At 56.5% G+C, this 24,620-nt stretch carries 21 protein-coding genes; 7 read left to right on the plus strand and 14 right to left on the minus strand.

What is annotated here, in order from left to right:
• Nucleotides 1-72: 72 nt before the first annotated feature.
• Nucleotides 73-399 (minus strand): DUF2790 domain-containing protein, encoded by a 327-nt coding sequence (locus ACP7BO_RS11375; RefSeq protein WP_426210404.1) that lies wholly within the window; start codon nt 397-399, stop codon nt 73-75.
• A gap of 243 nt (nt 400-642) precedes the next feature.
• Between ACP7BO_RS11375 and ACP7BO_RS11380 the strand changes: the two genes are divergently transcribed.
• Nucleotides 643-867, plus strand: a complete 225-nt coding sequence (locus tag ACP7BO_RS11380) for a hypothetical protein (protein ID WP_426210406.1) — start codon at nt 643-645, stop codon at nt 865-867.
• A 168-nt stretch (nt 868-1,035) separates the two neighbouring features.
• On the opposite strand, the gene ACP7BO_RS11385 is transcribed toward ACP7BO_RS11380, so the two are convergent.
• The 3 genes from ACP7BO_RS11385 to ACP7BO_RS11395 form a co-directional block, all read right to left on the minus strand.
• The gene (locus tag ACP7BO_RS11385; protein ID WP_426210408.1) at nt 1,036-4,170 is read right to left on the minus strand and encodes an efflux RND transporter permease subunit; all 3,135 of its coding nucleotides are present in this window, start codon (nt 4,168-4,170) and stop codon (nt 1,036-1,038) included.
• A gap of 24 nt (nt 4,171-4,194) precedes the next feature.
• Nucleotides 4,195-5,424, minus strand: coding sequence for an efflux RND transporter periplasmic adaptor subunit (locus ACP7BO_RS11390; protein ID WP_426210410.1), 1,230 nt, complete (start codon nt 5,422-5,424; stop codon nt 4,195-4,197).
• Between the two features lie 68 nt (nt 5,425-5,492).
• Entirely contained in the window at nt 5,493-6,719 is a 1,227-nt protein-coding gene (locus tag ACP7BO_RS11395) for a TolC family protein (RefSeq protein ID WP_426210412.1), read from the minus strand.
• 486 nt (nt 6,720-7,205) lie between these two features.
• Here ACP7BO_RS11395 and ACP7BO_RS11400 point away from each other — a divergent pair, with 486 nt between their 5' ends.
• Both ACP7BO_RS11400 and ACP7BO_RS11405 read left to right on the plus strand, forming a co-directional pair.
• Complete coding sequence (locus ACP7BO_RS11400) at nt 7,206-7,880, plus strand: heavy metal response regulator transcription factor (protein ID WP_426210414.1); 675 nt, start codon at nt 7,206-7,208, stop codon at nt 7,878-7,880.
• Nucleotides 7,877-9,292 (plus strand): heavy metal sensor histidine kinase, encoded by a 1,416-nt coding sequence (locus ACP7BO_RS11405; RefSeq protein WP_426210416.1) that lies wholly within the window; start codon nt 7,877-7,879, stop codon nt 9,290-9,292. The genes ACP7BO_RS11400 and ACP7BO_RS11405 overlap by 4 nt, the downstream gene beginning before the upstream one ends.
• A 7-nt stretch (nt 9,293-9,299) precedes the next feature.
• Here the strand turns inward: ACP7BO_RS11405 and ACP7BO_RS11410 are convergent, their stop codons facing one another.
• From ACP7BO_RS11410 to ACP7BO_RS11420, 3 genes are all read right to left on the minus strand, one after another.
• Entirely contained in the window at nt 9,300-10,298 is a 999-nt protein-coding gene (locus tag ACP7BO_RS11410; protein WP_397456415.1) for a LacI family DNA-binding transcriptional regulator, read from the minus strand.
• 103 nt (nt 10,299-10,401) lie between these two features.
• Nucleotides 10,402-11,877 (minus strand): glycoside hydrolase family 32 protein, encoded by a 1,476-nt coding sequence (locus tag ACP7BO_RS11415; RefSeq protein WP_426210419.1) that lies wholly within the window; start codon nt 11,875-11,877, stop codon nt 10,402-10,404.
• Nucleotides 11,878-11,890: 13 nt separating this feature from the next.
• Entirely contained in the window at nt 11,891-13,180 is a 1,290-nt protein-coding gene (locus tag ACP7BO_RS11420) for an MFS transporter (RefSeq protein WP_426210421.1), read from the minus strand.
• 207 nt (nt 13,181-13,387) lie between these two features.
• Here ACP7BO_RS11420 and ACP7BO_RS11425 point away from each other — a divergent pair, with 207 nt between their 5' ends.
• The gene (locus ACP7BO_RS11425) at nt 13,388-15,001 is read left to right on the plus strand and encodes a carbohydrate porin (protein ID WP_426210423.1); all 1,614 of its coding nucleotides are present in this window, start codon (nt 13,388-13,390) and stop codon (nt 14,999-15,001) included.
• A 124-nt stretch (nt 15,002-15,125) separates the two neighbouring features.
• Here the strand turns inward: ACP7BO_RS11425 and ACP7BO_RS11430 are convergent, their stop codons facing one another.
• The 5 genes from ACP7BO_RS11430 to ACP7BO_RS11450 form a co-directional block, all read right to left on the minus strand.
• Nucleotides 15,126-15,491 carry a hypothetical protein gene (locus ACP7BO_RS11430; RefSeq protein WP_397456411.1) on the minus strand — a complete coding sequence of 122 codons (366 nt, stop codon included), beginning with the start codon at nt 15,489-15,491 and terminating at the stop codon, nt 15,126-15,128.
• A 94-nt stretch (nt 15,492-15,585) separates the two neighbouring features.
• The gene (locus ACP7BO_RS11435; RefSeq protein ID WP_426210425.1) at nt 15,586-15,945 is read right to left on the minus strand and encodes a hypothetical protein; all 360 of its coding nucleotides are present in this window, start codon (nt 15,943-15,945) and stop codon (nt 15,586-15,588) included.
• A gap of 36 nt (nt 15,946-15,981) precedes the next feature.
• Nucleotides 15,982-16,344: a hypothetical protein gene (locus tag ACP7BO_RS11440; RefSeq protein WP_426210427.1), complete on the minus strand. Its 363-nt coding sequence runs from the start codon at nt 16,342-16,344 to the stop codon at nt 15,982-15,984.
• A gap of 350 nt (nt 16,345-16,694) precedes the next feature.
• A complete protein-coding gene (locus tag ACP7BO_RS11445) occupies nt 16,695-17,261 on the minus strand; it encodes an isochorismatase family protein (RefSeq protein ID WP_426210429.1) in 567 nt (188 codons plus the stop codon).
• 259 nt (nt 17,262-17,520) lie between these two features.
• Nucleotides 17,521-18,066 carry a TetR/AcrR family transcriptional regulator gene (locus ACP7BO_RS11450; protein ID WP_426210431.1) on the minus strand — a complete coding sequence of 182 codons (546 nt, stop codon included), beginning with the start codon at nt 18,064-18,066 and terminating at the stop codon, nt 17,521-17,523.
• A gap of 109 nt (nt 18,067-18,175) precedes the next feature.
• Between ACP7BO_RS11450 and ACP7BO_RS11455 the strand changes: the two genes are divergently transcribed.
• Complete coding sequence (locus tag ACP7BO_RS11455) at nt 18,176-18,676, plus strand: HPP family protein (RefSeq protein WP_426210433.1); 501 nt, start codon at nt 18,176-18,178, stop codon at nt 18,674-18,676.
• Between the two features lie 247 nt (nt 18,677-18,923).
• Here the strand turns inward: ACP7BO_RS11455 and tynA are convergent, their stop codons facing one another.
• The gene (gene tynA / locus ACP7BO_RS11460) at nt 18,924-21,194 is read right to left on the minus strand and encodes a primary-amine oxidase (protein WP_426210435.1); all 2,271 of its coding nucleotides are present in this window, start codon (nt 21,192-21,194) and stop codon (nt 18,924-18,926) included.
• Nucleotides 21,195-21,571: 377 nt separating this feature from the next.
• Here tynA and ACP7BO_RS11465 point away from each other — a divergent pair, with 377 nt between their 5' ends.
• Nucleotides 21,572-22,474 carry a helix-turn-helix domain-containing protein gene (locus tag ACP7BO_RS11465; RefSeq protein ID WP_426210437.1) on the plus strand — a complete coding sequence of 301 codons (903 nt, stop codon included), beginning with the start codon at nt 21,572-21,574 and terminating at the stop codon, nt 22,472-22,474.
• Nucleotides 22,475-22,485: 11 nt separating this feature from the next.
• Here the strand turns inward: ACP7BO_RS11465 and ACP7BO_RS11470 are convergent, their stop codons facing one another.
• Entirely contained in the window at nt 22,486-23,397 is a 912-nt protein-coding gene (locus ACP7BO_RS11470; RefSeq protein WP_426210439.1) for a LysR substrate-binding domain-containing protein, read from the minus strand.
• 166 nt (nt 23,398-23,563) lie between these two features.
• Between ACP7BO_RS11470 and ACP7BO_RS11475 the strand changes: the two genes are divergently transcribed.
• The gene (locus ACP7BO_RS11475) at nt 23,564-24,574 is read left to right on the plus strand and encodes a zinc-dependent alcohol dehydrogenase family protein (RefSeq protein ID WP_426210441.1); all 1,011 of its coding nucleotides are present in this window, start codon (nt 23,564-23,566) and stop codon (nt 24,572-24,574) included.
• Nucleotides 24,575-24,620: the final 46 nt, after the last annotated feature.

Below are 24,620 nucleotides of genomic sequence, written 5' to 3' on the forward strand. Positions count from 1 at the left end.
CAACCCATGATGCCGGGCCTGAATATAAACTGCAGATAATTAATTGTGTGCGTGCGCACGTTTAAATACGGCTCAATTTCTCCCGCTGCACGCGCTCATTACCTGATACTTCAATGTTTTTAATTGCCCGCTTGAATCTTCGTAAGTCATCAACTTTGGCACCACTTTACAGGCTCTCAAGTCCGGCGATACACGTATGATTCTGGCCACGTCGAGTTGCATTCCATATTTATATTCCATGAGCAAGGGCTCTGTTTTGTTTTGAGCCCGGGCATAGTGTTTGACCGCCTGTTGATGTTGAGTGATTACATTGGATATCGCTTCATCCGTCACGACAGCCCAGGACGGCATGGCTGCAATCAGCGCCAGTGTAAAAATCAATGACCTGGCCATTGGCATCGGCATTCTCCACTTGAGTATTCGCTGAAGATAACAGCCTCTGCCTGACGGGAACGTTGCGCATAAATGACCATTTGGACATCTTGAAAACAGTGAGGGCTGCACACTGCACGCTTATATAACAATATTGTAATTATCCGCTCACCTTCCTGTTAACGGCCGCCACCTATCATCACGCTTAACCCCTGAGAGTCGACACCCTTGCTGCTCAGGCTTTAACTTCAAACCCATACGGTCATTATCATGAATCTGATCAAGTCACTGTTTTTCACTGTCGCTGTCTTGTCGTGTACTGCAGCACTGGCAGAAGACGGCAGCGAGCGCTCCAGTCAAGCCGTACAAAAAATGCGACTTGATCAGGCAGCACTCTTTAATGATCGGGACAACAGTCAGGCCTCACAACCCGTCAACACTGATAATACTGACAACAAACCCCGGGCTGAGAAGACCGAGAAGTCAGAAGGCTAAGTTTAACCATTTCACCTTTAGCAGCTTCCCCGCTCCTTTGGTCAAGGTGAAACTTTTAGCGCCCCTCGGGGCGCTTTTTTTTGCTCTTTTTTTACGTCAAAGCAGCGTGTTTGAGCCCAGTCCGGACCCGGTAAAGGGCTCACGGCAGTTGCCTGCCGCGAGCCGCCATCACTCGTCCTCTTCGCGACGATGGGCCCATTGATAGAGCGCAGGCAGGACAAGCAGTGTCAGGGCAGTGGAGGACAGTATGCCGCCTATGACTACCGTTGCCAGCGGGCGCTGTACTTCGGCCCCGGTACCTGTCGCCAGGGCCATGGGAATAAACCCCAGGGATGCGACCAGCGCAGTCATCAATACAGGGCGCAAACGTGTCAGGGCGCCTTCGTTGATGGCCTCGGCCAGTGAGCGCCCCTCCTCGCGCAGATTGCGAATGAAGGAAATCATTACCAGCCCGTTCAGAACGGCTACCCCGGACAAGGCAATAAAGCCCACCCCCGCCGAAATCGACAACGGGATACCCCTTGACCAGAGCGCCAGGACCCCACCGGTCAGTGCGAATGGAATACCGGTAAAGACCAGTAACCCGTCCTTCAAGTTATTGAACATCATGAACAGCAGCGCCAATACCATTAACAGGGCAATGGGCACCACAATCTGCAGGCGCCTGGCGGCAGATTGAAGCTGCTCGAACTGCCCTCCCCAGCTGGTCCAGTATCCCGCAGGGATCTGCACTTCACGCTGGATGGTTTCGCCCGCCGACTGAACAAATGAACCCAGGTCCCGGCCCCGCACGTTGGCACTGACAATCACCACACGCTTGCCGTTTTCACGACTGACCTGATTAGGGCCCAGCACCAGATCCAGGCTCGCAACCTGGGACAGCGAGATAAAACCGATTTGCTGATTACTGCTGTTGGCCGGCACCGGAATAAGCAGACCGGAAAGTCCTGCAACGTCCGTTCGCAGCGCCTCTGACAATCTCACGACTATATCGAACCGACGATCGCCCTCGTAAAGGATGCCGGCCTGACGCCCCCCCACAGCAATCGCGATCGCCTCCTGAACCTCGGCCACGTTAAGGCCATAACGCGCAGCCTTGTCCCGATCAATATTGATCGTTAATACCGGCAACCCGGTGGTTTGCTCGACCTTGACCTCGGAAGCGCCGGCGACGGTCTGTAGAGTGGCGGCGATTTTTGCAGCGGTCTGGTTCAACACCGCCATATCGTCGCCGAACACCTTGACCGCGACGTCACTTCGCACGCCCGAAACAAGCTCATTGAAACGTAACTGTATCGGCTGGGACAGTTCATAGTTACTGCCCGGCACAGTCGCAGCAGCCTGCTGTAATTGTGCAATCAGCGTGGCACGCGACTTGTTCGGGTCAGGCCACTCACTTTGCGGCTTGAGCATGACGTAACTGTCGGAGATGTTCGGCGGCATCGGGTCGGCGGCAATTTCTGCGGTACCTGTGCGGGCAAACATGCGCTCAACTTCCGGAACCTTAGCCATTACGGCTTTCTCGAGACGCTGCTGCATGTCCACCGACTGGGTGAGACTGGTGCCCGGCACGCGCAGAGCCTGCAAGGCAAAATCGCCTTCGCTCAAACTCGGGATGAACTCACTGCCCATGCGGGTTGCGGTAAAACCGGACAAGACAATCAGCACCAGCGCGATGCAAAACACGAGGCCGCGATGCCCCAGCACGAACTTTAAGACAGGCGCGTAACGCAGCCGCGCGGTACGCATTACAAAGCCTTCTTCTTCCTTGACTTTACCGGTCACAAACATCGCGATAGCGGCAGGCACAAAAGTCACCGAAAGGATCATGGCGCCAAGTAGCGCAATGACCACAGTGAACGCCATCGGATGGAACATTTTGCCTTCCACCCCCGTCAGGGCAAATATCGGCAAGTACACCACCATGATGATCAACTGACCGAAAATCAGCGGCCGGCGCGCCTCTTTGGCCGCAGCAAAGACCTCGTGAAAACGTTCCGAACGGGTCAGCACCCGAGCATGCTTGTGCTGTGCGTGGGCCAGCCTGCGGATTGCGTTTTCAACGATCACCACCGCGCCGTCAACAATGATGCCGAAATCAAGCGCGCCCAGACTCATGAGGTTGGCACTGACTTTATTGGCAAACATCCCGGTAAAGGTGAACAGCATTGCCAGCGGTATCACCATGGCGGTAATCAATGCCGCGCGAATGTTGCCAAGGAACAGAAACAGGATTGCGATAACCAGAATCGCGCCTTCAATCAGGTTTTTCTTGACCGTCGCGATGGCTTTTTCAACCAGATTGGTACGGTCATAAACCGTGACGGCTTTAACACCTGCCGGCAACGAACGGTTGATCTGCTCAAGCCTGGCAGCAACAGCCCGCGAGACTGTACGACTGTTTTCGCCGATCAGCATGAAGACAGTGCCCAGCACCACCTCGCGACCGTTCTGGGTGGCGGCCCCGGAACGTAACTCCTGACCGATAACGACATCGGCAACACTGCTGATGCGGATCGCAGTGCCCTGTATGTTGCTGATGACGATATTGGCAATATCTTCAACCCCGCCGAGCTGACCTGGCGCACGGATCAACAACTGCTCGCCTGCGCGCTCGATATAGCCGGCGCCGACGTTCGCATTGTTGCGCTCAAGAGCCGTCACCAAATCGTTCAGTGTCAGCTTGTAGGCGGCCATTTTTTTGGGGTCGGGAGCAATCTGGTACTGCCTGGCGTAACCACCGATGGTGTTGATTTCGGCGACCCCGGGCACGTTGCGCAACTGAGGCTTGATGATCCAGTCCTGGATAACCCGAAGATCTGTTGGCGTATAAGGTGTCCCGTCCTCTTTCAGTGCCCCGTCCACGGCTTCAACTGTCCACAGGAAGATCTCGCCGAGGCCGGTGGAAATGGGCCCCATGACCGCATCAACCCCTTCTGGCAACTGCTCCCTGGCAGTTTGCAGGCGTTCACCGACCAACTGGCGCGCGAAGAACAGATCGGTCCCGTCTGCAAAAATGACCGTGACCTGAGACAACCCCGAGCGCGACAACGAACGGGTTTGCTGCAAGCCGGGAAGACCGGCCATGCTGGTTTCAATCGCGTAAGTAATACGCTGTTCCGTCTCCAGGGGAGAAAAGCCGGGGGCAGATGTGTTGATTTGCACCTGAATGTTGGTGATATCAGGGACTGCATCGATAGGCAGTTTCTGGTAGCTGGCAATACCGAGCCCAGCCATGAGCAACACCGCAAGCATTACGACGATGCGCTGTTCAATCGCAAATTGGATCAACCGTTCAAACATGGCGTTTTACTCGTGGGACACAGGTCAATGGGCATGCTCGGCAGAGCCTTTGCCCAGCTCCGACTTGAGAATGAAACTGCCGGCAGCCGCGACCCGGGTGCCGGCAGCCAGGCCCTGGACGATTTCCACATGGTCTCCATCGCGCCGGCCGACCTTCACCGGCTGCAACTTGAAGCCTTCATCGTTTCGAACAAAAACCGAAGGTTTGTCGTTCACGGTCTGCAGCGAAGATTCAGGGAGGCTGACAGCGGCATTGGCTTTGTCAGCGACCACATCGATAGACACGAAAAGACCGGGGCGCCAGGCTCCTTCAGGGTTTTCAAGCATGACTCGAACCAGGGCAGCCCTTGTCTGCTCGCCGAGCAGGCTGCCGACATACCCGATCCGCCCCTCGACGCGGGCATCCAGATCAGGCGCGATGACCGTCACCACCCGCCCCACGACAACCTTGTTCAAGTCTTTTGGCGTCACACCAAACGTGGCCCAGACCCGAGACAGGTCCGACAGCGTGAACGCAGCGCTGGCTTCGCTCACGACTTCTCCGATGGCGAGGTGTTTTTCGACCACCACCGCGTCGAACGGGGCGATGAGTTCATAGCGGTTGCCCGCGGAGGAGTCCGGGTTCGCGCCGATAGCGCTCAGCTTCTGGCGCGCGTTGGTCAAACTGATGTCGGCTTCCTGGAAGGCCTGACGGGCCGCCAGGTAATCCTGCTCTGCAGAAATCTTGTCTTCCCACAGTTTTTGCTCGCGCTGCAGGGTCAGTCGGGCGAGCCCCAGGCGTCTGTGCGCAGCGTTTAATTCGGCTCGTTGATCCGAGATTTGCTGACTGGCAATCACCGCCAGCACCTGACCCTTTTTCACCGACTGCCCCAGGTCAACTTTGACCGCTTCAACGACCCCGCCTACCCGGGGCACGACATGGGTCGTCCGGTCTTCGTCGAACCTGATTTCTCCGGGAAAAGTAACCGACGTACTCATCAGCCTGGGGGCTGCCAAGGCCAGCTCAATGCCTGCGGCACTGATCTGTTGCGCACTGAGTTGCAGCTGTCCTTCCTCATCAGCATGACCCTCGGTTGCGCCTGGCTTGGCGTGATCTTCGTCGCCGTGGGCCTCCTCTGCTCCGCTCTCCTGCCCGTGACTGTCAGGTTGTGGTTCGACCACCGTCGCCAGCCCCTGCTTACCCAGCGACACACTTGCCAGTGCGATGATGGCGACTACCGCAAGGGCCGTAGCAATACTTCGTTTGTTGTTCATGGATGCTCCCGGCGAGCACGTGCTCAGGCACACGGTGCCGCCCTTGATAAGGATGAAAAGGCAATGGCCTAAGGTTGGGCCGTGAACCGGTCGAGGTCGCCGTAGATACCCTCGACCGTCACTCGGGCCTCGGTGGCTGTCGCCAGGGATTCCAGATACTGGCTGCGGACGGCAATCAGGGTCCGCTGGGCATCGAGGACTTCAAGAAATCCGAACTTGCCCATCTCGAAACCACGGGTGGCGGCATCAACAGCGCGCTGGGCAGTCGGCAGGATGAGTTCATGAAAAGAGGCCACGTCTCGTGCGGCGCTGGCCCACTGATCGAGAGCAGATCGGGTCTGGGTGCGCAGGCGGAGCTCCAGCGCATTACGAAGATCACGGGCCTGATCTGCCCGGCGTGAGGCAGCCAGCACGTTGCCCTGATTGCTGTTGAATAGAGGAATGGGCATCGACAAGCCGACCACGTTGACGCGGTCGCGCTCTTCGCGACTGTACTGGCTGCCAACGCTGACGGTCAGGTTAGGAATGCGCTGGGCCCGCTCGGAGCCTGAAGCAGCCTCACGCTGTTCAATCAGGGCCTGGGCCAGACGCAACTGTGCGGTTTGATTGATAGCGCTCAGTAGCCTGGTCGCCGAGGGTAATGTGCCTGCAGAAAGGTCAGCGTATTGCAGCCGATCAAACGACTGCGTCACAGCCCCGGTAACCCGTGCAAGTTCACGGTAGTTATTGGCCTTCAAGGTTTGCGCCCTTCGGACCAGCAGGTCGGTTTCGGCCAGTTGCACCTGGGCCCGGGTCGCCTCTACCGGAGATGACTTGCCTGCGCGGACACGACCTTCTGCGACCACCAGGCCACGCTCGGCAAGTGCCCGCGATTGCTGCGCCAGATCCAGTCCCGCGTCGGAACGCGCAGCGCCATAGAAGGCCTGGATGACCTGGGCACGTAACTCGTTGCCCCGGCGCTCAAGTTCCAGCCGGGCGACATCTTGTCCACGACGGGCAACCTCAATACGCGCACCGCGCTTTCCCCCCAGCTCAAGCTCCTGGCTAAGCATGACGGTTGTGGTGCCGGTATTGCGCCGGGTGTCTTCCACCTCCCATGACACCACCGGGTTGGGTATGAGACCGGCCTGTTGTCTGTCGCCCTCAGCGATGGCTGTTTCCTGTCGGGCAGCGGCAAGGTCGGGGTTGGCGCTAAAAGCAGCCTCGATTGCCTGCGACAGACTCAAACTGCTCGCCAGCGCAAGGCCGGGTGTCATGCCAGACAGTAACAAGAGGCACAAGACCACTCGTGTCATTGAAGGGCTCAGGCTGAACAATCTGTACCGTGCACCCTGGCGTTTCTCCAGTCGCATAAATCACCACATAAAGTATGAAAAGGCACAACCGGCTTTATATAGCCGGCCTTATCTGAAGGGACTTTATGCAATAGAAGTTATCGGCAGGATTGCTGAAAAATTACAATTGCGTTATCTGCAGAAATTCAATTTTTTTGCCTTACACTGCAGACCTTAAAGATACTTTTGCAGAAACGAAATGCAATAACTCCAGGCACAGACTCAATCATCGGATTCACATCCGGCGCACTGCGGCATAACGCCACAGCTGTCGTTAACCCCTTATATTGCCTGGATCAGGGCTTGACCTTATAGCGGCTTCAGGCTTGAAAATACCGGCCAATCCATGGGATCGAAAACACCGCCTGGAAAATAACGCAGTGCTCAACCGCACACTAATAAATCCAGCACGCCATACATAACTAATTAATGTTAGGGAATTACGCCATGCGAATCCTTGTAGTAGAGGACGAGCCAAAAACTGCCGAGTATATGCATCAGGGATTAACCGAAAGTGGCTATATTGTTGATATCGCCACTACCGGACTTGACGGACTTTTCCTGGCACAACATCAGCCTTACGGTCTGGTCATACTTGACGTCAACTTGCCGGAAATGGAGGGGTGGGAAGTCCTGACCCGGTTAAGGGCAACTTCCAATACGCGAGTCATGATGGTCACCGCCCGGGGACGTCTTGAGGAGAAAGTCAGGGGCCTGGAACTGGGAGCCGATGATTATCTGGTCAAGCCGTTCGCGTTTGCGGAGCTGCTGGCACGGGTGCGTACCCTTTTGCGCCGCAGCGAACAGGCCAGCCTGCCCGGGGTATTGCGGGTGGGCGACCTGGAACTGGATCAGGGTCGGCACCGAGCTTTTCGAGGCACCCGGCGTATCGACCTGACCACCAAAGAGTTCGCGCTCTTGCATCTGCTGATGCTGCACAGCGGTGAGGTGATGTCGAGAACCCAGATCATCTCACTGGTGTGGGACATGAATTTCGACTGTGACAGCAATGTCGTGGAAGTATCGATACGGCGTTTGCGAGCCAAACTGGACGACCCTTTCGAGCAGAAGCTGATCCATACCCTGCGCGGTGTCGGGTACGTGCTGGAAGTGCGCAATTGAAACCGGCACGGCTCTCCATGCGGCTAGGGCTCGCCGTCACGGCAATGAGCGCCCTCCTCGTACTGGTAATGGCCGCATTCGCCTACGCCTCCATTTCTCATCAACTTGATCTGCGGGCCAGAGAAGGACTGAGTGAAAAACTGGGGCAAATTGAACACAGCCTGGCCGAGAGTTCTGCGTCGGCGGCAGAGATTGTTCTTCAACCCCATAACCTTCGAGACCAGATCATTGGTCACGACAATTTCACCCTCACTATCCTGGACTCGAGCGCCCCCCGAAAGCGCTTGCTCAGTATTGGAAACAACGAGGACATAGCACTGCAAGTGCCACTCAACGAAACAGGATTACAGGGTTTTGAGGTCTTGAAATCAGCGCAAGGCGATGAAACCTTGACGGCCTATAAACTGATAAACCTTAAAAAAGACCGGCCAGTGCTGGTGATTCTTGCTCTGGACAGAAAGAGCGACGCCTTGCTACTTGCCGCGTATGTGAAATCCACAATCATCGCCCTGCCTTTTATCTTGCTGCTGGTAGGCAGTTGCGCGTGGTGGGTGATCCATCGTGGGTTGCAACCATTGCAGGCCTTTCGCAGGGTTGCGCAAAGAATCACCGCCCGGGACTTGTCCCATCGAATACAGGCAGCCGATCTGCCAGAGGAACTCAGTGATCTGGCGCATGCCGTTAATTTCATGCTTGACCGGCTGGACAGTGATATTCAACAGCTGGCCCGGTTCTGCGATGACTTGGCGCATGAACTGCGCTCACCCATGAATAATTTGATGGGCAAAGCCCAGGTCACCTTGTCCAAGGAAAGACCCCCGGCGCAATACAAGCAGGTACTGGAATCCTGTACTGAAGAACTGGAACGGCTGTCGCGCATGGTGTCGCAGATGCTGTTCCTGGCCAGCGCAAGCCAACCGTCGGCGCCACTGTCCTTCGAAACCATTGAGCTTCAGGAAGAGGCGATAAAGGTAACCGAGCTATTTTCCTTGTCGGCAGAAGAAAAACAGATGTCGTTGCGCGTTCAGGGAAGCGCTCAGGTGTCGGGCGACCGACTGATGATTCAGAGAGCAATCTCCAATCTGCTTTCCAATGCCATACGCCATGGCACACCCGGCTCCGAGGTCACGATAACCCTTGCCAGTCAGCCGGATGCGATATCGCTGGCGGTGCGTAATGCCGGCGAAGGCATTGAAGCAGAACACCTGCCTCGCCTGTTCGACCGTTTCTACAGGGTTCATGCCAGCCGCTCGCGACAACAGGGCGGAACAGGATTGGGCCTGGCGATTGTCCGTTCGATCATGAACGTGCATGAAGGGCGCGCAACCGTGACAAGCGAGCCTGGAGACGCCACTACATTCAGCCTGATATTTCCCGCACGACCTCAGCTTGGCGCCCGGGTGGTCCGGTAACGGATCATCAACAGGACTCACGCTCAACCTGAGGGCATTCAACCCGGTGAATCACCGGCTCGTTGCTGCCTTCAATCACATACTGGGCGGCCCGGCGCCCCATCTCGTAATAGGGCAATTGCACCGTACTCAGCGGCGGATAGAACAACTCGGCAACACCGATCATGTTGTCGTAACCCAGCACCGCCACATCCTGCGGAATACGCAAACCCCGGCTGAGCAAGTACTGATAAGCGACCAAAGCAATGCGGTCGTTGCCACACACCAGCAAGTCGAAAGGCGGTTTGGCGTTTACCCCCTGCAATTGCTGCTCCAGCACTGCAATCGTTTCCTGGTAGGCGTCATCGGTCGACAGGCTGAATTGAGCAACGTCATCGCCAGACATGCCAGCCTCTGTCAGGGCACGTCGCAATCCCAGCTGGCGCGGCTCCCAGGCCAGGCTGGCGTGCGGCAGGTTGATGCACAGCGGTTTGCGGTAACCGCGTTTCAGCGCCTGGCGCACGGCTTGATACTGACCGTCTGCATCATCGGGTATGTAACAGGCCACGCCGGGTTCTGAGCTGATGCAATTGCTCAGCACCAGCGGCAGGCTGCGCAGTACCGCCGGGATCTCGACGGTGCGTAACTGCATGGCGCTGAAGATGATCCCGTCGGGTTGATGGGCCAGCATCAGGTCGATGGCCTGCTGACTCAGCGGCGTTTCAAACACGTTGAGGATGAAAACGTTCCAGCCGTTTTCACGGGCGGTGCGCTCCATGGACAGGAGCATTTCCACGGCGAAGGGAGTGGTCGCGGTATCCAGTGCGAAGACGCCGATGGTCTTGCCGCTGGAATGACCGCCACGGATCTTGCGGGCAGAAAGGCTGGGAACGTAGCCCAGAGTCTCGATTGCCTGACGAACTTTGGTCAGGGTTTCCTGATTGAGTTTTTCAGGGGTATTGAGCGCCCTGGACACTGTCATGAAGGAAACCCCCGCCAGCCGTGCGACATCTTTAACTGAAGCCATTCGCGGGTGCCATTGCTTATGAGGCCGGGCATCATGTCATGTCTGGCAAAAGCATGACAACACGCTGCCGGCAGCAGGCGCCACGAACAGCCCGTCAGGCTGTTCAGAGTTGCAGGTCGGCCAGTTCCCAGGCCTGGACGTTACCCAGTACCCCTACCCCGTTGACCGCAAAAGCACGGACCGCCAGGCTGTGCGGCCCGGGATAAATCCGGCTGCTCAAGCTATAGGCGCCGTCATCGACGAACACCTCGATCGAGGACCGGTCGAGAAAAATCCGCAATGCGATCCGCGTCTGCGACAGGCTCACCGCAATGCTGCGAACACCGCTCACGCCCGCTCCCGAGTGTTGCCGGTCGAGCACCAGGCGCCGGGCCATGGCGTCGAAATACAGCAAGGTCTGCTCCCGCCCGTCCTCGCTGCAGCGCAACGCCAGACCAAAGCGCTCTGCGTTGCTGGCGGCCAGATCCAGTTCCAGCTCAATCTCCAGCAACGCCCCCCGAAGCTGGAGGGTGTGGCTGCAGGATTCGACCGCGCCGACCTGCAGCGCCCAGTGTTCACGCCTTAGCGCTTCGAGCTCGCGGGCCGGACGCATGCGCAACCGTTCGCCATGACGGCTCAACTCGCGAGGCAACGACAGCGCGCCGCACCAGTGATGCGCCTGAGTCGGCATCGGGCTGTCCCACATATCCATCCACGCCCACAGCAGGCGGCGCCCGTCCGGCGCCAGCAGGGTCTGCGCGGCATAGAAATCGTGACCGTGATCGAGTTCGTAGAGCTTCCCGCATTCACTGAAACGACCCCTGTCGTCCAGCTGGCCCATTCGATAGCTGTTCTGGAATTTGTTCCAGTTGTCATAGCCACTGGGTTTGAGCCCCTGGGGCGAATAGAGAAACACGTCGCAGCCATCGAGCTCGAATATGTCCGGACATTCCCACATGTAGCCATCGGCCTCGCGCTGACCTTGCAAGGCGCAGCCCAGGTAGTCCCAGTGATACAGGTCATCTGAGCGATAGAGCAGCAGCTGCGGGTCGTCGCCGTGACGAGCCCCCAGCGCCATCCACCACTGCCCTTCGCGCATCCACACCTTGGGGTCGCGAAAATGCATGGTCTGCGGGTCCGGCGCGGTTTCGATAACCGGCCCGTGTTTGCTGAACGACAGGCCATCGGTGCTGCTGGCCAGGCACTGGACCTGGTGAATATTGCTGTCATCGCCCGGCGCACCCAACCAGGTGTGCCCGGTATAGATCAGATAAAGCTTGTCGTGCGCGACCACCGCCGAGCCTGAAAAACAGCCGTCACGGTCATAGCTGTCACCCGGCGCCAGTGCGATGGGCAGATGTTCCCAATGCACCAGGTCGCTGCTTTTGGCGTGCCCCCAGTGCATCGGCCCCCATTGCGCCGAATACGGATGATGCTGGTAAAACACGTGGTATTCACCGCGAAAAAAGACCAGCCCGTTGGGGTCGTTCATCCATCCTGCAGGCGGCGCCAGATGATAGCCGGGGCGATAGTCGTTACCCCGTGCGGGGAGTGTTTTTTCGATGGCACGATTCGCTTCGTCCAGCAGTACAGCATGCATGGCTTGATCCTTTCTAGGGTTCGTAACGGGTGACGGACTGAGCAATGGCAGGCAGCTCCAGCGCTTCGGCAACCGTGTTTTTAGAGGGATTGCGCGCAGGGTCCTTGCGCAACAGGGTCCATGACAGCAACAGGCAGGCGCCCACCAGGCCAGCCATTAGCACGTAAACGCTGGAGAAGCCGAAATGGTCGTAGCCGTAGCCCACCAGCGGCGAGAGCAGCATAGCGGTCAATTGTTGGGCGAACTGGAATCCCACCAGATAAATAGAGGCGGACAGCCGGGAGTCGAAGTTGAGCGAAATGTATTTGAATACCGAAACCAGCAGGATGGGTACTTCCAGGGCATGCAGCATTTTGCAGGCCGCGATGGTCCAGGCTTCAGTGGCCAGTCCGGAGCCGAGAATCCGCACGAACATGATGCTGCCGGCCAGGATCAGCCCGTTTTTGGCGCCCGTGCGGCTGACCACCCAGGGGGCGAACAGCATCAGAATTGCCTCGACCAGAACCTGGGATGAGTTCAGGTAGCCATAGGCTCGGGTGCCCTGCTCCGGGGTCGAAAAAAACGAAGAGAAATACACCGGAAACTGCTGCTCGTAAATCATGTAGATCCCGCACACCCCGGTCAGGTAGATGCTGAATGCCCAGAAACGCGGGAGTGCCAGCAACTTCCACAGATCGTGCATGCGCACGGGGATGGCAGCCGCTCCTGACTGCATCTGCGGCTCGCTGAAGCGGCTCAGATCGAGCCGGTACAGAATCAGCAGGAACACGACACCGGCAGCGCTGCTCATGTAAAACGCGATGTCCGGATCAATGTTGAATACCACGCCGACGATCCCCGTCGCGCTGGCCCAACCCAGCGAACCCCACATTCTGGTGATGCCGAACTCGAAGCCTGCGTGACGCGAAAGCCGCTCCGTGTAGGACTCGATCACGCCCACGCCCGCCAGCATCGCCAAGGCCAGGAAAGCCGCGCCGACCACGGCCCCCAACACCACGTTTTGCGCCAGCAGGTTGGCATATACATAAATCGCAAACGGGGCGGCGGCACAGAGCAGGATGCCAATCCACACCAGAAGTTTTCTCGACAGGCCGAGGCGATCCTGAAGAGCACCGTAGAACGGCTGAATCAGCAGAGCGGCAATGGCGTTGGCGGCGAAAACAAACCCGGTTTCGGTGCCATTGAGGCCAATGACCCGGTGCAGCCAGATAGAGAACAGCGAATAGCTGGAAGACCACGAGAAGAAGAAGAAAAACAACAAACCACTGATAAGCCAGTACTCACGTTTGGCTGTAATTTGCATGTGACGCCCCTCTTGTTTTTATTTAAGTTAACGTTAACATTGCAACATATTACGAGGCCTCGACCGGTTCGCTGTCAAGTGGTTCGCCATGCAAAAGGCGCAGATCCCTTGCTACGGAGTCCTGCAAAAAAATGCAGCCCGGCCAGCGCCCGGCGACTGTTCAAAGGCGTTTGCGGTACCCGAATAAAACAAAAAAAAGGGTGATTTATGCGTTCTGCGGTTTACCGGCCTTGGGCCGGCATTTCATTGCTGATGGTCTCCACGCAACTGTTGGCCGGGCCGGCGCAAAGCATCGAGGAGCGTCTGCTCAGACTTGAAGCCAGGACCTCCTCCGCCGAAGCTCGGGCCTCGGTGGCCGAAGCCGATGCAGCGAAATTGCGCCAGCAAGTCGAACTGCTCAACCGGCAAATTATCGCCAGCCCGCAGACCCCAGTGCAAAGCGCCCTCGACCAGCGAGTCGCGCGCATAGAAGCCAGCCAACAGGCCCTTGCAAGCTCTGCGGCAGCGAAGGCCACGCCAGCCACTCCAAATGGACAGCTAAGCGATGGCTTCAGCTTCGGCGGCTATGCCCGTTCGGGATTCATGAGCAACGGATCGGGTGCCGGCCATGGCGGCCCGTACCTGACCCCCGCAGGCTCTGTAGGTGGCGCGGTGGGTCGCTTGGGCAATGAAGTCGATACCTACGTCGAAGCTAAATTCACCCAGCAAAACCAGACCGACAACGGAACACGCGCCAAGTACACGCTGATGCTCGCCGACGGCCTGGAGACCCCCAACGACTGGACCGCCGCACAAAGCTCGCTGAATGTGCGCCAGGCCTACGCCGAACTTGGCCACCTGGCGTCCTTTCAGGACAGCCCCATGTTGCGTGATGCCAGCCTGTGGGCGGGCAAGCGCTTTGATCGGGACAATGCCGATATCCACTGGATGGACCGGGGGATCGTGTTCCTGGCCGGAACCGGCGGCGGTATCTACGACGTGAAACCGGGCGAAGACTGGCGCCTCAATGCATCGCTGATGAGCCGTTCCTACGGTGACTTCGGCACTGAGGAAAACAAGGACATCCGCAGCTATGTCGCCACCCTCAATCAATTTTTCGACGAGGGCCGCTGGCAGGTCATGCTCAATGGCATTTCCTCGGCCCAAAACGATGCCCGCCTGGACGAGCGGCACCGACAGGAACAGGCCAGGGACAGCCGGGTAAACAAGTCCGGATTCAGCCCCGCCTTGAGTGGCGCCCACGGCATGCTGGCCTACCACCAACCCGACTTTTTTGGCCGTGAAGGCTACTTCAAGGCCGCGCTGCTGTATGGCCAGGGGCTGGGGGCGGAGGTCAACAGCATCGGTGCCGACGGCGACTTGCTGGACCAGGCCCGCACAGTGCGTCTGGCGCTCTATGGCCATACCCGGTTGAGTCAGGACTGGCGTATCGCACCGGCCCTGATTGCCGAGCAGAGCAAGGACCGTTACGTACCCGGCGACGACTATCGCTACATGACACTCAACGTACGCCTGGCCAACGAACTGAGCAGTAACTTCGAAATGCAATATGAACTGAGCTGGCAGACCATGGACCTGGATGCACTGGGCTACGATGGCCGCCAGTCAGCCAATGGCGACTATTGGAAATTCACCTTCGCCCCGACCTTCAAGGCCCGGACCGGTGACTTTTTCATCCGCCCGGAACTGCGTTTGTTCGCCACTTACATGAACTGGTCCAGGGACCTGGACAGCTTTAGCGCAACAGACGATTTTGGGCAAAAGGGTTTCAAGTCCGGTGGCAACTGGCAATTGGGTGTACAGATGGAGACCTGGTTTTAACAATGCCGAAGTGGCTCACCGGGGCGGCTTGAACCCTGGCTTGCAGCCATCGCCGACCGCACCGAAGCCACAACAGGCAAGTGAGACAAAAGCGTTTTACCCCATAGACGAGGGGATCGACCCGCTACGCATCAAGCTCGACGTAGCTCGACTCCCCTCCTCCCGTTGCCCCCGACAGCCAGCCCCAGACAAAACTCAACGTAGTACGCCCTGCGTGATCAACGCCTACTGTGCCACGAGACCAGCCGGCAAGAATCTCACCGTCCGTAGTCAAGCAATGATAAAGAAGCTCAAGGGTGTCAGCGCCTGTCACACGCCCCACCTGATGCCCCATGCGGATGCGGCCGCCCTGATAAGTCCCCCAAATGGCATCACCCTCGACCTGGTAATGAAATACGGTGCCGGCGCCGGATAACCCGTGGGTATTGCCCGCTACCGTGAATCGGCGATCGTTCAAACGCTCGCTGATTTGAGAACAAGGGGTTTGCATAAATGTTGGGTCCTTTGGTCAAGATATTCCATTGCGGCTTTCGCCAGATCTTAAGTTTTTTCACGGCTGAGCTACGACCAGGCAAGAACCGGGATCAGCCGTTGGATTTCTGTTCTTTCACATTCATAGCGATCAACGCCTGCCTGGCAGCAGCGACAACAATGCCCCATTGGGGCAGCGCGATTACCGCCGCGTCGTCCCCTATGTTTTGAGGTGTAGCCTGGCAAAAAGCATCGATGGCGGCGCTGACTGTTTGCACAAGATCGCTCTGCAGCGGGGTGAAGCCCTGAGCAGTGAAAGGGTCCTTTGCCACAGACACCGGCACCCAGTCTGCCCATGAATTGATTAACTCATTCATGCCCAAACGCGGGGGCTCGTTCTCACATTCAATCAGCCACTCGAGCAGCTCGACGGTCCGATTTCGTATGCGTTGAGAGACGACCTGGGTATTCATATTTTTCACGCCTCCTTGATGGGCAGGCAGCCCCCTTCAAGCCCGGGGTTCATTGCCAGCCTTGACCTGTGAAAAGACATGGTCTGGGTCAGCCTGGCCCGCATACCTGAACAGAAGGCCGGGTTCGGTATCGGCAAAATACTGACTCAGGATGCTCTCCCCGGGGATCAGCCATTCAGGTTCGGGCCATTGCTGCGCCAGAACCCCTATCGGTTTACCCGACGAACAAATAATCCACGTAGCCCGACCTCCATGGATGCCAGGCAGGTAGCCCATGCCTTGTATCGCTTCAAACAAAGTGCGCAGTGTGGCTGCCGGATCAAGACTGATCGACGTCCTGTGGCTTTCCAGATCATCCCCTGCATGCACGCTATCGCGATCAACTCCAATGACCAACATGAATGCTCCTTGCCAGCGTTGTGCGGTTGTTGGATTGACCAGCGTAGGGATTAGGTAAGCGATGATCAGCCGTCCAAATTGCATTTGTGATGGCGAAAGCCTCGTACCCGCGATCTGAAGTAATTGCCTCCTCTCGAGACAACATCCTGCCAAGAATGTGATTCCTGACCCACGATGTTTTGTCAGCATCCATAACCATGCAGCCGGGTCCGCGGTCAGCGTTTCTCCACTCAAGCGCAACACACTCTTTGACCGCATTATCCGTCCCTTCACCCCCTCCTCGAATGCTTACCGCCTTGGACGCGCCTGACTCGGGATGCGATGCACTGTACGTGCATTGGTAAATAGCTTCATAGGGAGAACTGTGCGACCACTTCGTCCGATGACATGACATCGGCATACTCATTACCGAGGATAGCCAAGGTCAACTCATGAACGGTTGTGGCGTCCCATGACTGTCCGTGCGCCCCGATGACGGGCACCGCTGTCGTGGCATCTGAGGGAAGGATGATGCTGTACCCGAGTGCTTTTCCGGCACGGACTGTGGCATCCATGCTGTTGTGAATGACAACACCTGTCAGCACTAAACGCTTTACCTGCATCCGTTTAAGAATGGCGTCCAGTTCGGAACCAATAAACGCGCAGTTTTCCTGTTTGGTAATAACGATTTCTCCTTTTATTGGAGCAACGTCCTTCTTTATGCCATTCCATGGGCCATGGACGTAGTAGCTGGATGTGGGCGTCTGCTCATCGTGCTTCACGTGTAGAACCGGCCAACCGTTTGATCGCCAGTGATTGAGAAGGCGTTGGATGACCGGCAAATACTCAGGATTATTTTTGCCATCCCAGATCGGGCGATCAATGGCATCCTGAACGTCAAGGATAACAAGGGGAACAGGGCCGGATTGATCCTTCATATAATCTCATCTCCTTCATACAGGGCAGTAGGCTGAGTGTGCTGAAGCGAGCTTCTACCAGCAACTGATTGCAGCACAAACCTGCCCACCGCTCTCTACGAATCCCTTCACAATGAACATCCGGCTTATGCAAGGTGACTTGGCCGCACGCCTACTTTGACATCTCCCTTGGTGAAGCAAAATTTACGATCGTCAGCTATCGGCCAAGAGCTGACATTCAGAAGGGCACGTTTCGATCATTTACAGGCTACCTTTCGAGTTACTTGCCTTTCAGCATCGACACCATGTGTCGTGCCGAATCAAGGATCTCTTCCGAGGGGCCATTAACCTGGCATGTAACGATCAACCCCTCGCCGATCAAGAACAACTGCCTCGCGGCCAAAAATGGCTGCTTAAGCTGTGCGTCAGTGCAGATATCTTCAAGATAAGCGAGAACCTGTTGCTTATGCTGTTTCGCCAAAATGTGCGGCTGATCGGTCTCGCCGCTGTACTCGGCTGAAGCATTGATAAAGGCACAACCATGAAAATCTGGTTCCTGGACCCATGCAGCAATGAATTCGATGTATGCCAGTGGTCGCAGCAGCTCGGAAACCCCTTCCACTACGTCTCTTATTTTCCTCATGAACTCGGTATCGCGAAGCTGTAAGGCTGCCTCGACAAGATGTTCTTTGCTGGAGAAATGGCGATACAGCGTCTTTTTGGTTACTCCAGCTTCATGGCTTAGCTGTTCCACCCCGGAGGCGTGAAAACCCTGGCGGTAAAATAATCGTAGAGCGGACTCAGTGATGGTGTCGGATGTGCTCATTTCCTTGGGCCTCATGCAGGTATGCACGCAGTGTATACCGATCGGTTGACATGCAGGTATACCGATCGGTATCTTCTGTTTCTCCCCCCTCCTTTCCGGAGTTACCACCGTGCCAATCGATTACTTGCTCAGGTCTAAAGCACCGCCAGCACCTTCTCTGCGTTTTACGTTGATGTCATTCATCGGAGTCGTCATCACAATCGGGGCAACCGGTTGGCTCAGTTATATTTCCGGAGTGCCTTGGCTAATGGCCTCTTTTGGTGCGAGCTGCGTACTTGCTTTCGGGGTGCCTGAGTCGCCGCTAGCCCAGCCACGCAGCATTATCGGCGGACACGTAGTGTCAACCTTGGTCGGGCTTTTGGTGCTGAGCATTCTTGGGAACTCATGGTGGGCAGGTGCACTGGCCGTGGGACTGGCATTGGCAGCCATGCAACAAACACGCACACTGCATGCCCCGGCAGGGGCAAATCCATTGGTTGTACTCGCCGCAAGCGCCCCTGCTAGCTTTCTGGTTACGCCGGTTTTGACGGGCTCAATTGTAATCGTCGTCGTGGCCTGGTGTATGAACAACATACGTAGCAGGGGTAGCTACCCCAAGTATTGGTTTTAAGTAAGTCCAGTCCGTTAGAACTTTCAATCCGGCTCCGTAAGTAATCTCAACGTAAAAATGTCTGCTTTGGGTCGATTGAATCGCCCAATGCGAGCGCGTTCGATCGACACGCGCAATCGATCACCTGGAGCGTCACGTCCAACCCTTTCAGGAGGTCGTGCACCACCACTGGCTGGGTAAGGATTACTTGTTACGACCACAACCAGGGAAAAGCCTCTGTAGCTGGAAACGGCTACAGAGGCTGCGCTTATTTCGGTGAGTTGAGGTTCAGCGTGGGTGTCTCGTCGAAGAAGTTCCAAGGCTTGAGCAGTACGTGCACCCATTCGGTTGGCATGATCGGCCACTCCTCTGCGCGCGCCACGTGAGTGGTGCCGGTGGTAAGCCACACCACATTGTCACTGCTTTCGATCGACTGGTTGTTGGCTGTGAAGAGGCCCAGACCGGTATCCGTTGCAGAGCGATTCGGGTATTTACCTTCTGGATAGCGCTCCAGAGGATCGTAACGGGTCACCCAAATCTGCTTGTCCATGAAACTCAGTCGATGGTACAGCCATTCGTCGCTACCGAAATTGGCGCCCTTGGCCACAGGGTGAGTCCCGCCCGCATAAGGGATCAGTTGGTAGGACACCGGGTATCCCATCTTGTTTTCCTTACTCGTGTTGCTGATCAGACGAATAGTCGCGGGGTCGAATTTTTGTGCAGCTTGCTGTTCAGTGCTGACCACCTTTTGGTCAATCTGCATGGTGCTGGAGCGCGGCCCGCCGCGGTCATTTTTGGCAACCACGGGATTAAGTTCGACCAGCGAGTTGTTTTCGCCATCTACGTCCATGTCCAGGCGGAAATTGTAGATGTGCTGGTGAGTGGTGCCGACAATGTTGTGGTCGATCAAGGTACCGTAGCGAGTGTCCTCTTTGGCTGTTGCGTCATGAATGGTGGTGGACTTCACACCTTTGACTGCCTCGATGCCAGTTGCACCTGCGTCGATACCGATCACCCCGTTCTGCTGGAAGACCCAGTCAAAAATGTAGTCATAGTTGCCGACAGTGCTGATCCAGCGAATCACCAGTTCCCGGCGCTCGGTGCTGAGGTTGGGTTGGCCCATTTCCTGATGCTTGTATTCAGGTCCCGCATAGCGTTCGAATATCGCCATCGCGCGCGGGATATTGATGGGCGATCCGGCATAGTCGGCGATGGTCGCGTCAACAAACACCGCGTTCTGCGGCGCGTCCTTGCCAGGCTGGATCTGGGAGGTGAGAGTCCCCATGCCGTAGTCTCCGGAATCGAGATAGGCTTTGAAGTACCAGCCCACGTCCGGATCTCCATAGGGCACGATCATGCCGCCCAGGTTACCTTCGTACATGACTTTGCGCTTCTTGCCCTGATCGTTATAGGTGACCGTGGAAATCACCGGGCCTACCCGCGAATCCAGTGCCAAATGCAGGTCCCAGTTCTGCCAGTGGATGCTGTTGCCGGTGATCGTGTAGTTTTTGCCCTCGGGTTCGATGATCTCCAGTGGCTTGACGGTCGCCGCCTTACGCCCTCGCCCGTCGTAAGGCGTAGGCTTCATTGGCACCGGCACTATCACGCCATCTTCGATCTTGATCACGCTCTTGGTTTCCAGGTCGACCACGGCCACCAGGTTTTCGATCGGATGAGCCCAGTAGTTACCATCGCCGACATCCAGATAGCTGACCACCTTAAGCAGACGCTGGTCCTGAACAAGGCCGTCTTTGCCATCAAAGTAGCCCACTGTGAGCGGCGTAGTGACGACCTTCTTGACGTCTTTGATGCCACGTTTGGCCAGCGCCTGAGCATAGTCAGTGCTGCCTTCTATGACCGACTGCACAGTCGCGAAGTCGTCCAGCAAGACCATCCCGTGAACATTCCTGGTCGGTTCCCAACTCAGGAGTTTTTTGCTGCCCAGATCTACCACGGCTTCGACGACGTGCCTGCCATCGAGTACGGTCACATCGGCTTCGCGAGATTGACTTACGGGTTTTCCGGTATAGATGAAGTCCCAGACTTCGCTCTTCTTCGGCCCCCGGAGCGATATTGCCGTGAACCGGAAGTCTTTTTTATAGTGCCCAGACGCTTTGATCACCTCGACCGCCAACTTGATTTCGTCTGCACTCAAAGCGTTAAGTGGATGAGGCCGGGTTTCGACGCTAAACGTTTTATCCAGGCCCGACTGGAATACTTCATTGATGAAGTTATTCGACATAAGTGCAGTATCTTTTTTAAAAACCACCGGAACGCTAAGTTCCAGTCTTTTGCCGTTAAGCATCGCCACTTTGCTGTTCGGTTTTACCTTGATATATGCCCCGTCTTTGGAAATAACGAAGAGGTTGGCATAGTCGTCCCATTTTACAGTGGCCCCGAAATTTTCCAGGGTCGACTTCAGGGGTACCATCTGCGCTGCGCCGCCATGGGCATGGGCGGTGGAGGCAAGGCCGGCAAGGGTTAATGCCAAGGCCAGCGGCGCTAAATTAAATTGACGGCGTTTGAGTGTATGACTCATCAGTGAAGTCCTTAAAGTGCCCAGCAAAGTAATGAGGCATGTTTCTTTCGCCAACGGTTTTTTCCATTTTGCGGGCGAGCCAAACAGCGTTCTATGCAGGAGGGCGAAGTAGTCGGGAGCCGGCAGGCACACTCACTGTAAGGCGAAGTTGTTGGCGTCCTTTAACACAAATTGGCAATTCATCGCGCCAGGGGCTAGCAGTGAAAGTTGCGCCAGAGCGGCGCACTAACTTGACGCAGGCATGCTGCAAGTTGGTGCTTTAAACAGCACTACTTGGTCCTTCAGCACGCATTGGGGGAGGAAATTTATTGGCATAACGCTTGCTAACAATTTGTAACATTTACCCGTTACAGCGTTTTTTCCCGTAGAGGTTCCGCGTGCGTCAATCCCTTCATACAACCGATATTTTCGAGCATGCCAACGCATTGCCAGGCTGGCGTCAGCGCTATGACCAGCTCAGTTGCGGCCGCCTCGAAGGTTGGCTGGATGTGGTCCAGGCGGGTGAAGTTCAGCTGTTTCGTGAGCGTCTCAATCAGCAGGTTATCCAGCACATCTGTCTACCGCGCAATGCGGTCAACATCTTGTTCCCGCTGGCTTGGCCTGCAGTGGATTATCAAGGGACGATGGCGGAAAAATGCGCCACTGTTTTGCTGCCGAACGACGAATATCGCGTGTTCACGCCGGCTGGCATGGATGTGCTCTGCATGTCGATTCCCTATGCAACGTTACGCGGGCTGCTGGACGAAGCGGTGCTCTATGCATTGATGCAACTGGATCGGCCGAAGCGCGTGTGTCTGCGAACACACCGCCTGGCCCCTGGCATAGTGATGTTCAAGGCTTTGATGGAGGGCTCGCCGACCAGTTCGACATGGCAGTCGCTGACTCTCATGGCCGTCGAGTGGCTGGAGCGAGTGATTGATGTACCTCAGGAAACGCCGCGGCCTGGGACCCACAATTACATCGTTGAACGTTGTCATCAGTGGTTGATTGAAGAACCCGCAGCGCCAACGAACGTGCTTGAGTTTTGTCGACGTTTGAAAGTGTCACGACGCACACTTCAATATAGTTTTCAGTCGGTGGCCGCGGTTACACCTGTGCAGTATCTGCGGTCGGTTCGCTTGAACGGTGCGCGCCGCGCGTTGAAAGAAGACCCATATGCAAGCATTGCCGATATCGCCGAACGTTGGGGGTTTGGCCATTCGAGTTATTTCACCCTGGAATATCAGAAACTGTTTAACGAGTTACCGTCGGCCTTGCGCTGTCTTGAGCGAAGGCTGTAGTTACGAATCTTTTATTCAAGCCACGCAGGATAAATAAGCGCAAACCGCTGACTTACCCAGTCGACAAAAGCATGTACCTGCGGAGCAAGATGCGTTCTGCTCGGATACAACACGGACACCGGGCGCGGTCTTGGCCGAAAGCGCTCAAGTACTTCCACCAAAGATCCGTCAGCCAGATACCGCTGCAGCGTGATCCCCGGTGCCTGAAGAATGCCAAAACCGGCTACGCCACATTGCACATAGGCATTGGACTCATTGACGACGATGCCGCGGTGGCTGATGTAACCCCTGTCGACGCCGCCCTGGGAGAATTGCCAGGGGAGCGGCCGGTGGCTCTGGCCGGAAAGAAAACTTATGCAACGGTGAGTATCCAGCCCCTCCAGAGTATCCGGTGCTCCGAACTCCTGGATATATCCTGGCGCCGCGCACGTCACCATGGTTGCCATACCTATACGTCTGGCCACCAGACTGGAGTCCGGTAACTCTCCGATCCTGAGCACGCAATCCACACCTTCGGCAACCAGATCCACCGTGCGGTCGGTCACCCCCAAAGCCATTTCGATTTGCGGATGAGTGTGGGTGAACTCTCTCAAACTTGTGATGAATGCAGGCTGGGAAAGCGCCGACGCAATATCAACCCGCAGCTTTCCTCGAAGGCAAGCTCCCGCCGTATTGAACATCGACGTCGTCTCAGCCAGACGACCGAGAATATCCATGACCCGTTCGTAAAACTGCTCCCCCTCTGTCGTAAGCCGGACTTGTCGGGTCGTACGCTGAAAAAGCCTGACCCCAAGAGACGCTTCCAGATCCTGTATGGCTCTGGTGACCTGAGGGCGCCCCAATTGAGTGGCATCGGCGGCCTTCGTGAAGCTTGCGAGCTCGGCAACACGAACAAAAACCTGCATTGATTGAAGCAGTTCCATACACCCTCGCCCTGTTTTTGTTGCCCCTATAGGTACAAACCCTAGGCCATTGTTGCCTTTAAAGACAACAGTCCTGTTCTGGCTGGCGCATTTATTGTTGTCGACTCGCAAGGAACAATGGCTGCACCTCACCAGACACGACTGGTGCCCTTTAAGGAGAAACGAAATGAAAGCCTGGCTTGTGCATGATTTTGGTCTCGACAATTTAGTCCTTGGTGACACCCCTGCTCCGGAACCGAAGACCGGAGAGTTGCTGGTCAAGGTTGGCGCCGTTTCGCTCAACTTCCGCGACAAAGCCATCGTCGACGGTATTTATGAGCCACATAAGGTGCCAAAACCGCTGATACCCGTAAGTGATGCAGCTGGAACCGTGGTGGCTGTTGGTGAAGGGGTAAGCCGATTCAACGTAGGCGACCGGGTAAACTCGCATTTGTATTCGCGCTGGATTGATGGCGCCCCGGGCCCCGACGAACCCGATTACTGCTTTGGCTCGCCCCTGCCTGGCGGTCTGGCCGAATACATGATCATTCACGAGGATAGCGCTGTGCGCGCACCCGATAACATGTCGGACGAAGAAGCATCGACACTGCCTATCGCCGCACTTACTGCCTGGTACTCACTCGTGGACTACGGCCAGATCAAGGCCGGAGAAAGCGTGCTCGTGCAGGGTACGGGCGGCGTATCGATTTTTGCTGTTCAACTGGCTACCGCGCTGGGCGCCAAAGTCATTGTCACATCAAGCAATGACGCGAATCTGGAAGCTGCCATGAAGCTGGGCGCAGTCGCTGGGGTGAACTACCGGACCCACCCGGATTGGGCCGAGCAAGTGCTGAAGCTCACCGACGGGAAAGGGGTCGACCTGCTTCTGGACGTTGCCGGTGGCAATGGCCTGAACCAGTCAATCGCAGCGACCCGGGCCGCAGGCAAGATCGCACAGATCGGCTTTTTGACAGGGCAAACCACCGAGCTAGGGCTGATGCCACTGATCTTCCGGCAGACAACCATTCGCGGCATCGCAGTCGCGCCTCGCTCGTCGTTCGACCGCATGAACTCTTTCCTCAACGAGAACCAGATCAGACCGGTAATCGACAAGGTCTACCCGTTTACAGAGGCACGCCAGGCCTATGAACACTTGGCGAGGGGAGCTTTTGGCAAGGTCGTTATCAAGATTGCCTGATTGCTGGGGGGTAATTTCGAATTACCCCTTCTTCTCGATACGGGTC

It is taken from the genome of Pseudomonas sp. TWR2-1-1 (genome assembly GCF_049897045.1).
Classification (GTDB): Bacteria; Pseudomonadota; Gammaproteobacteria; order Pseudomonadales; family Pseudomonadaceae; genus Aquipseudomonas; species Aquipseudomonas versuta.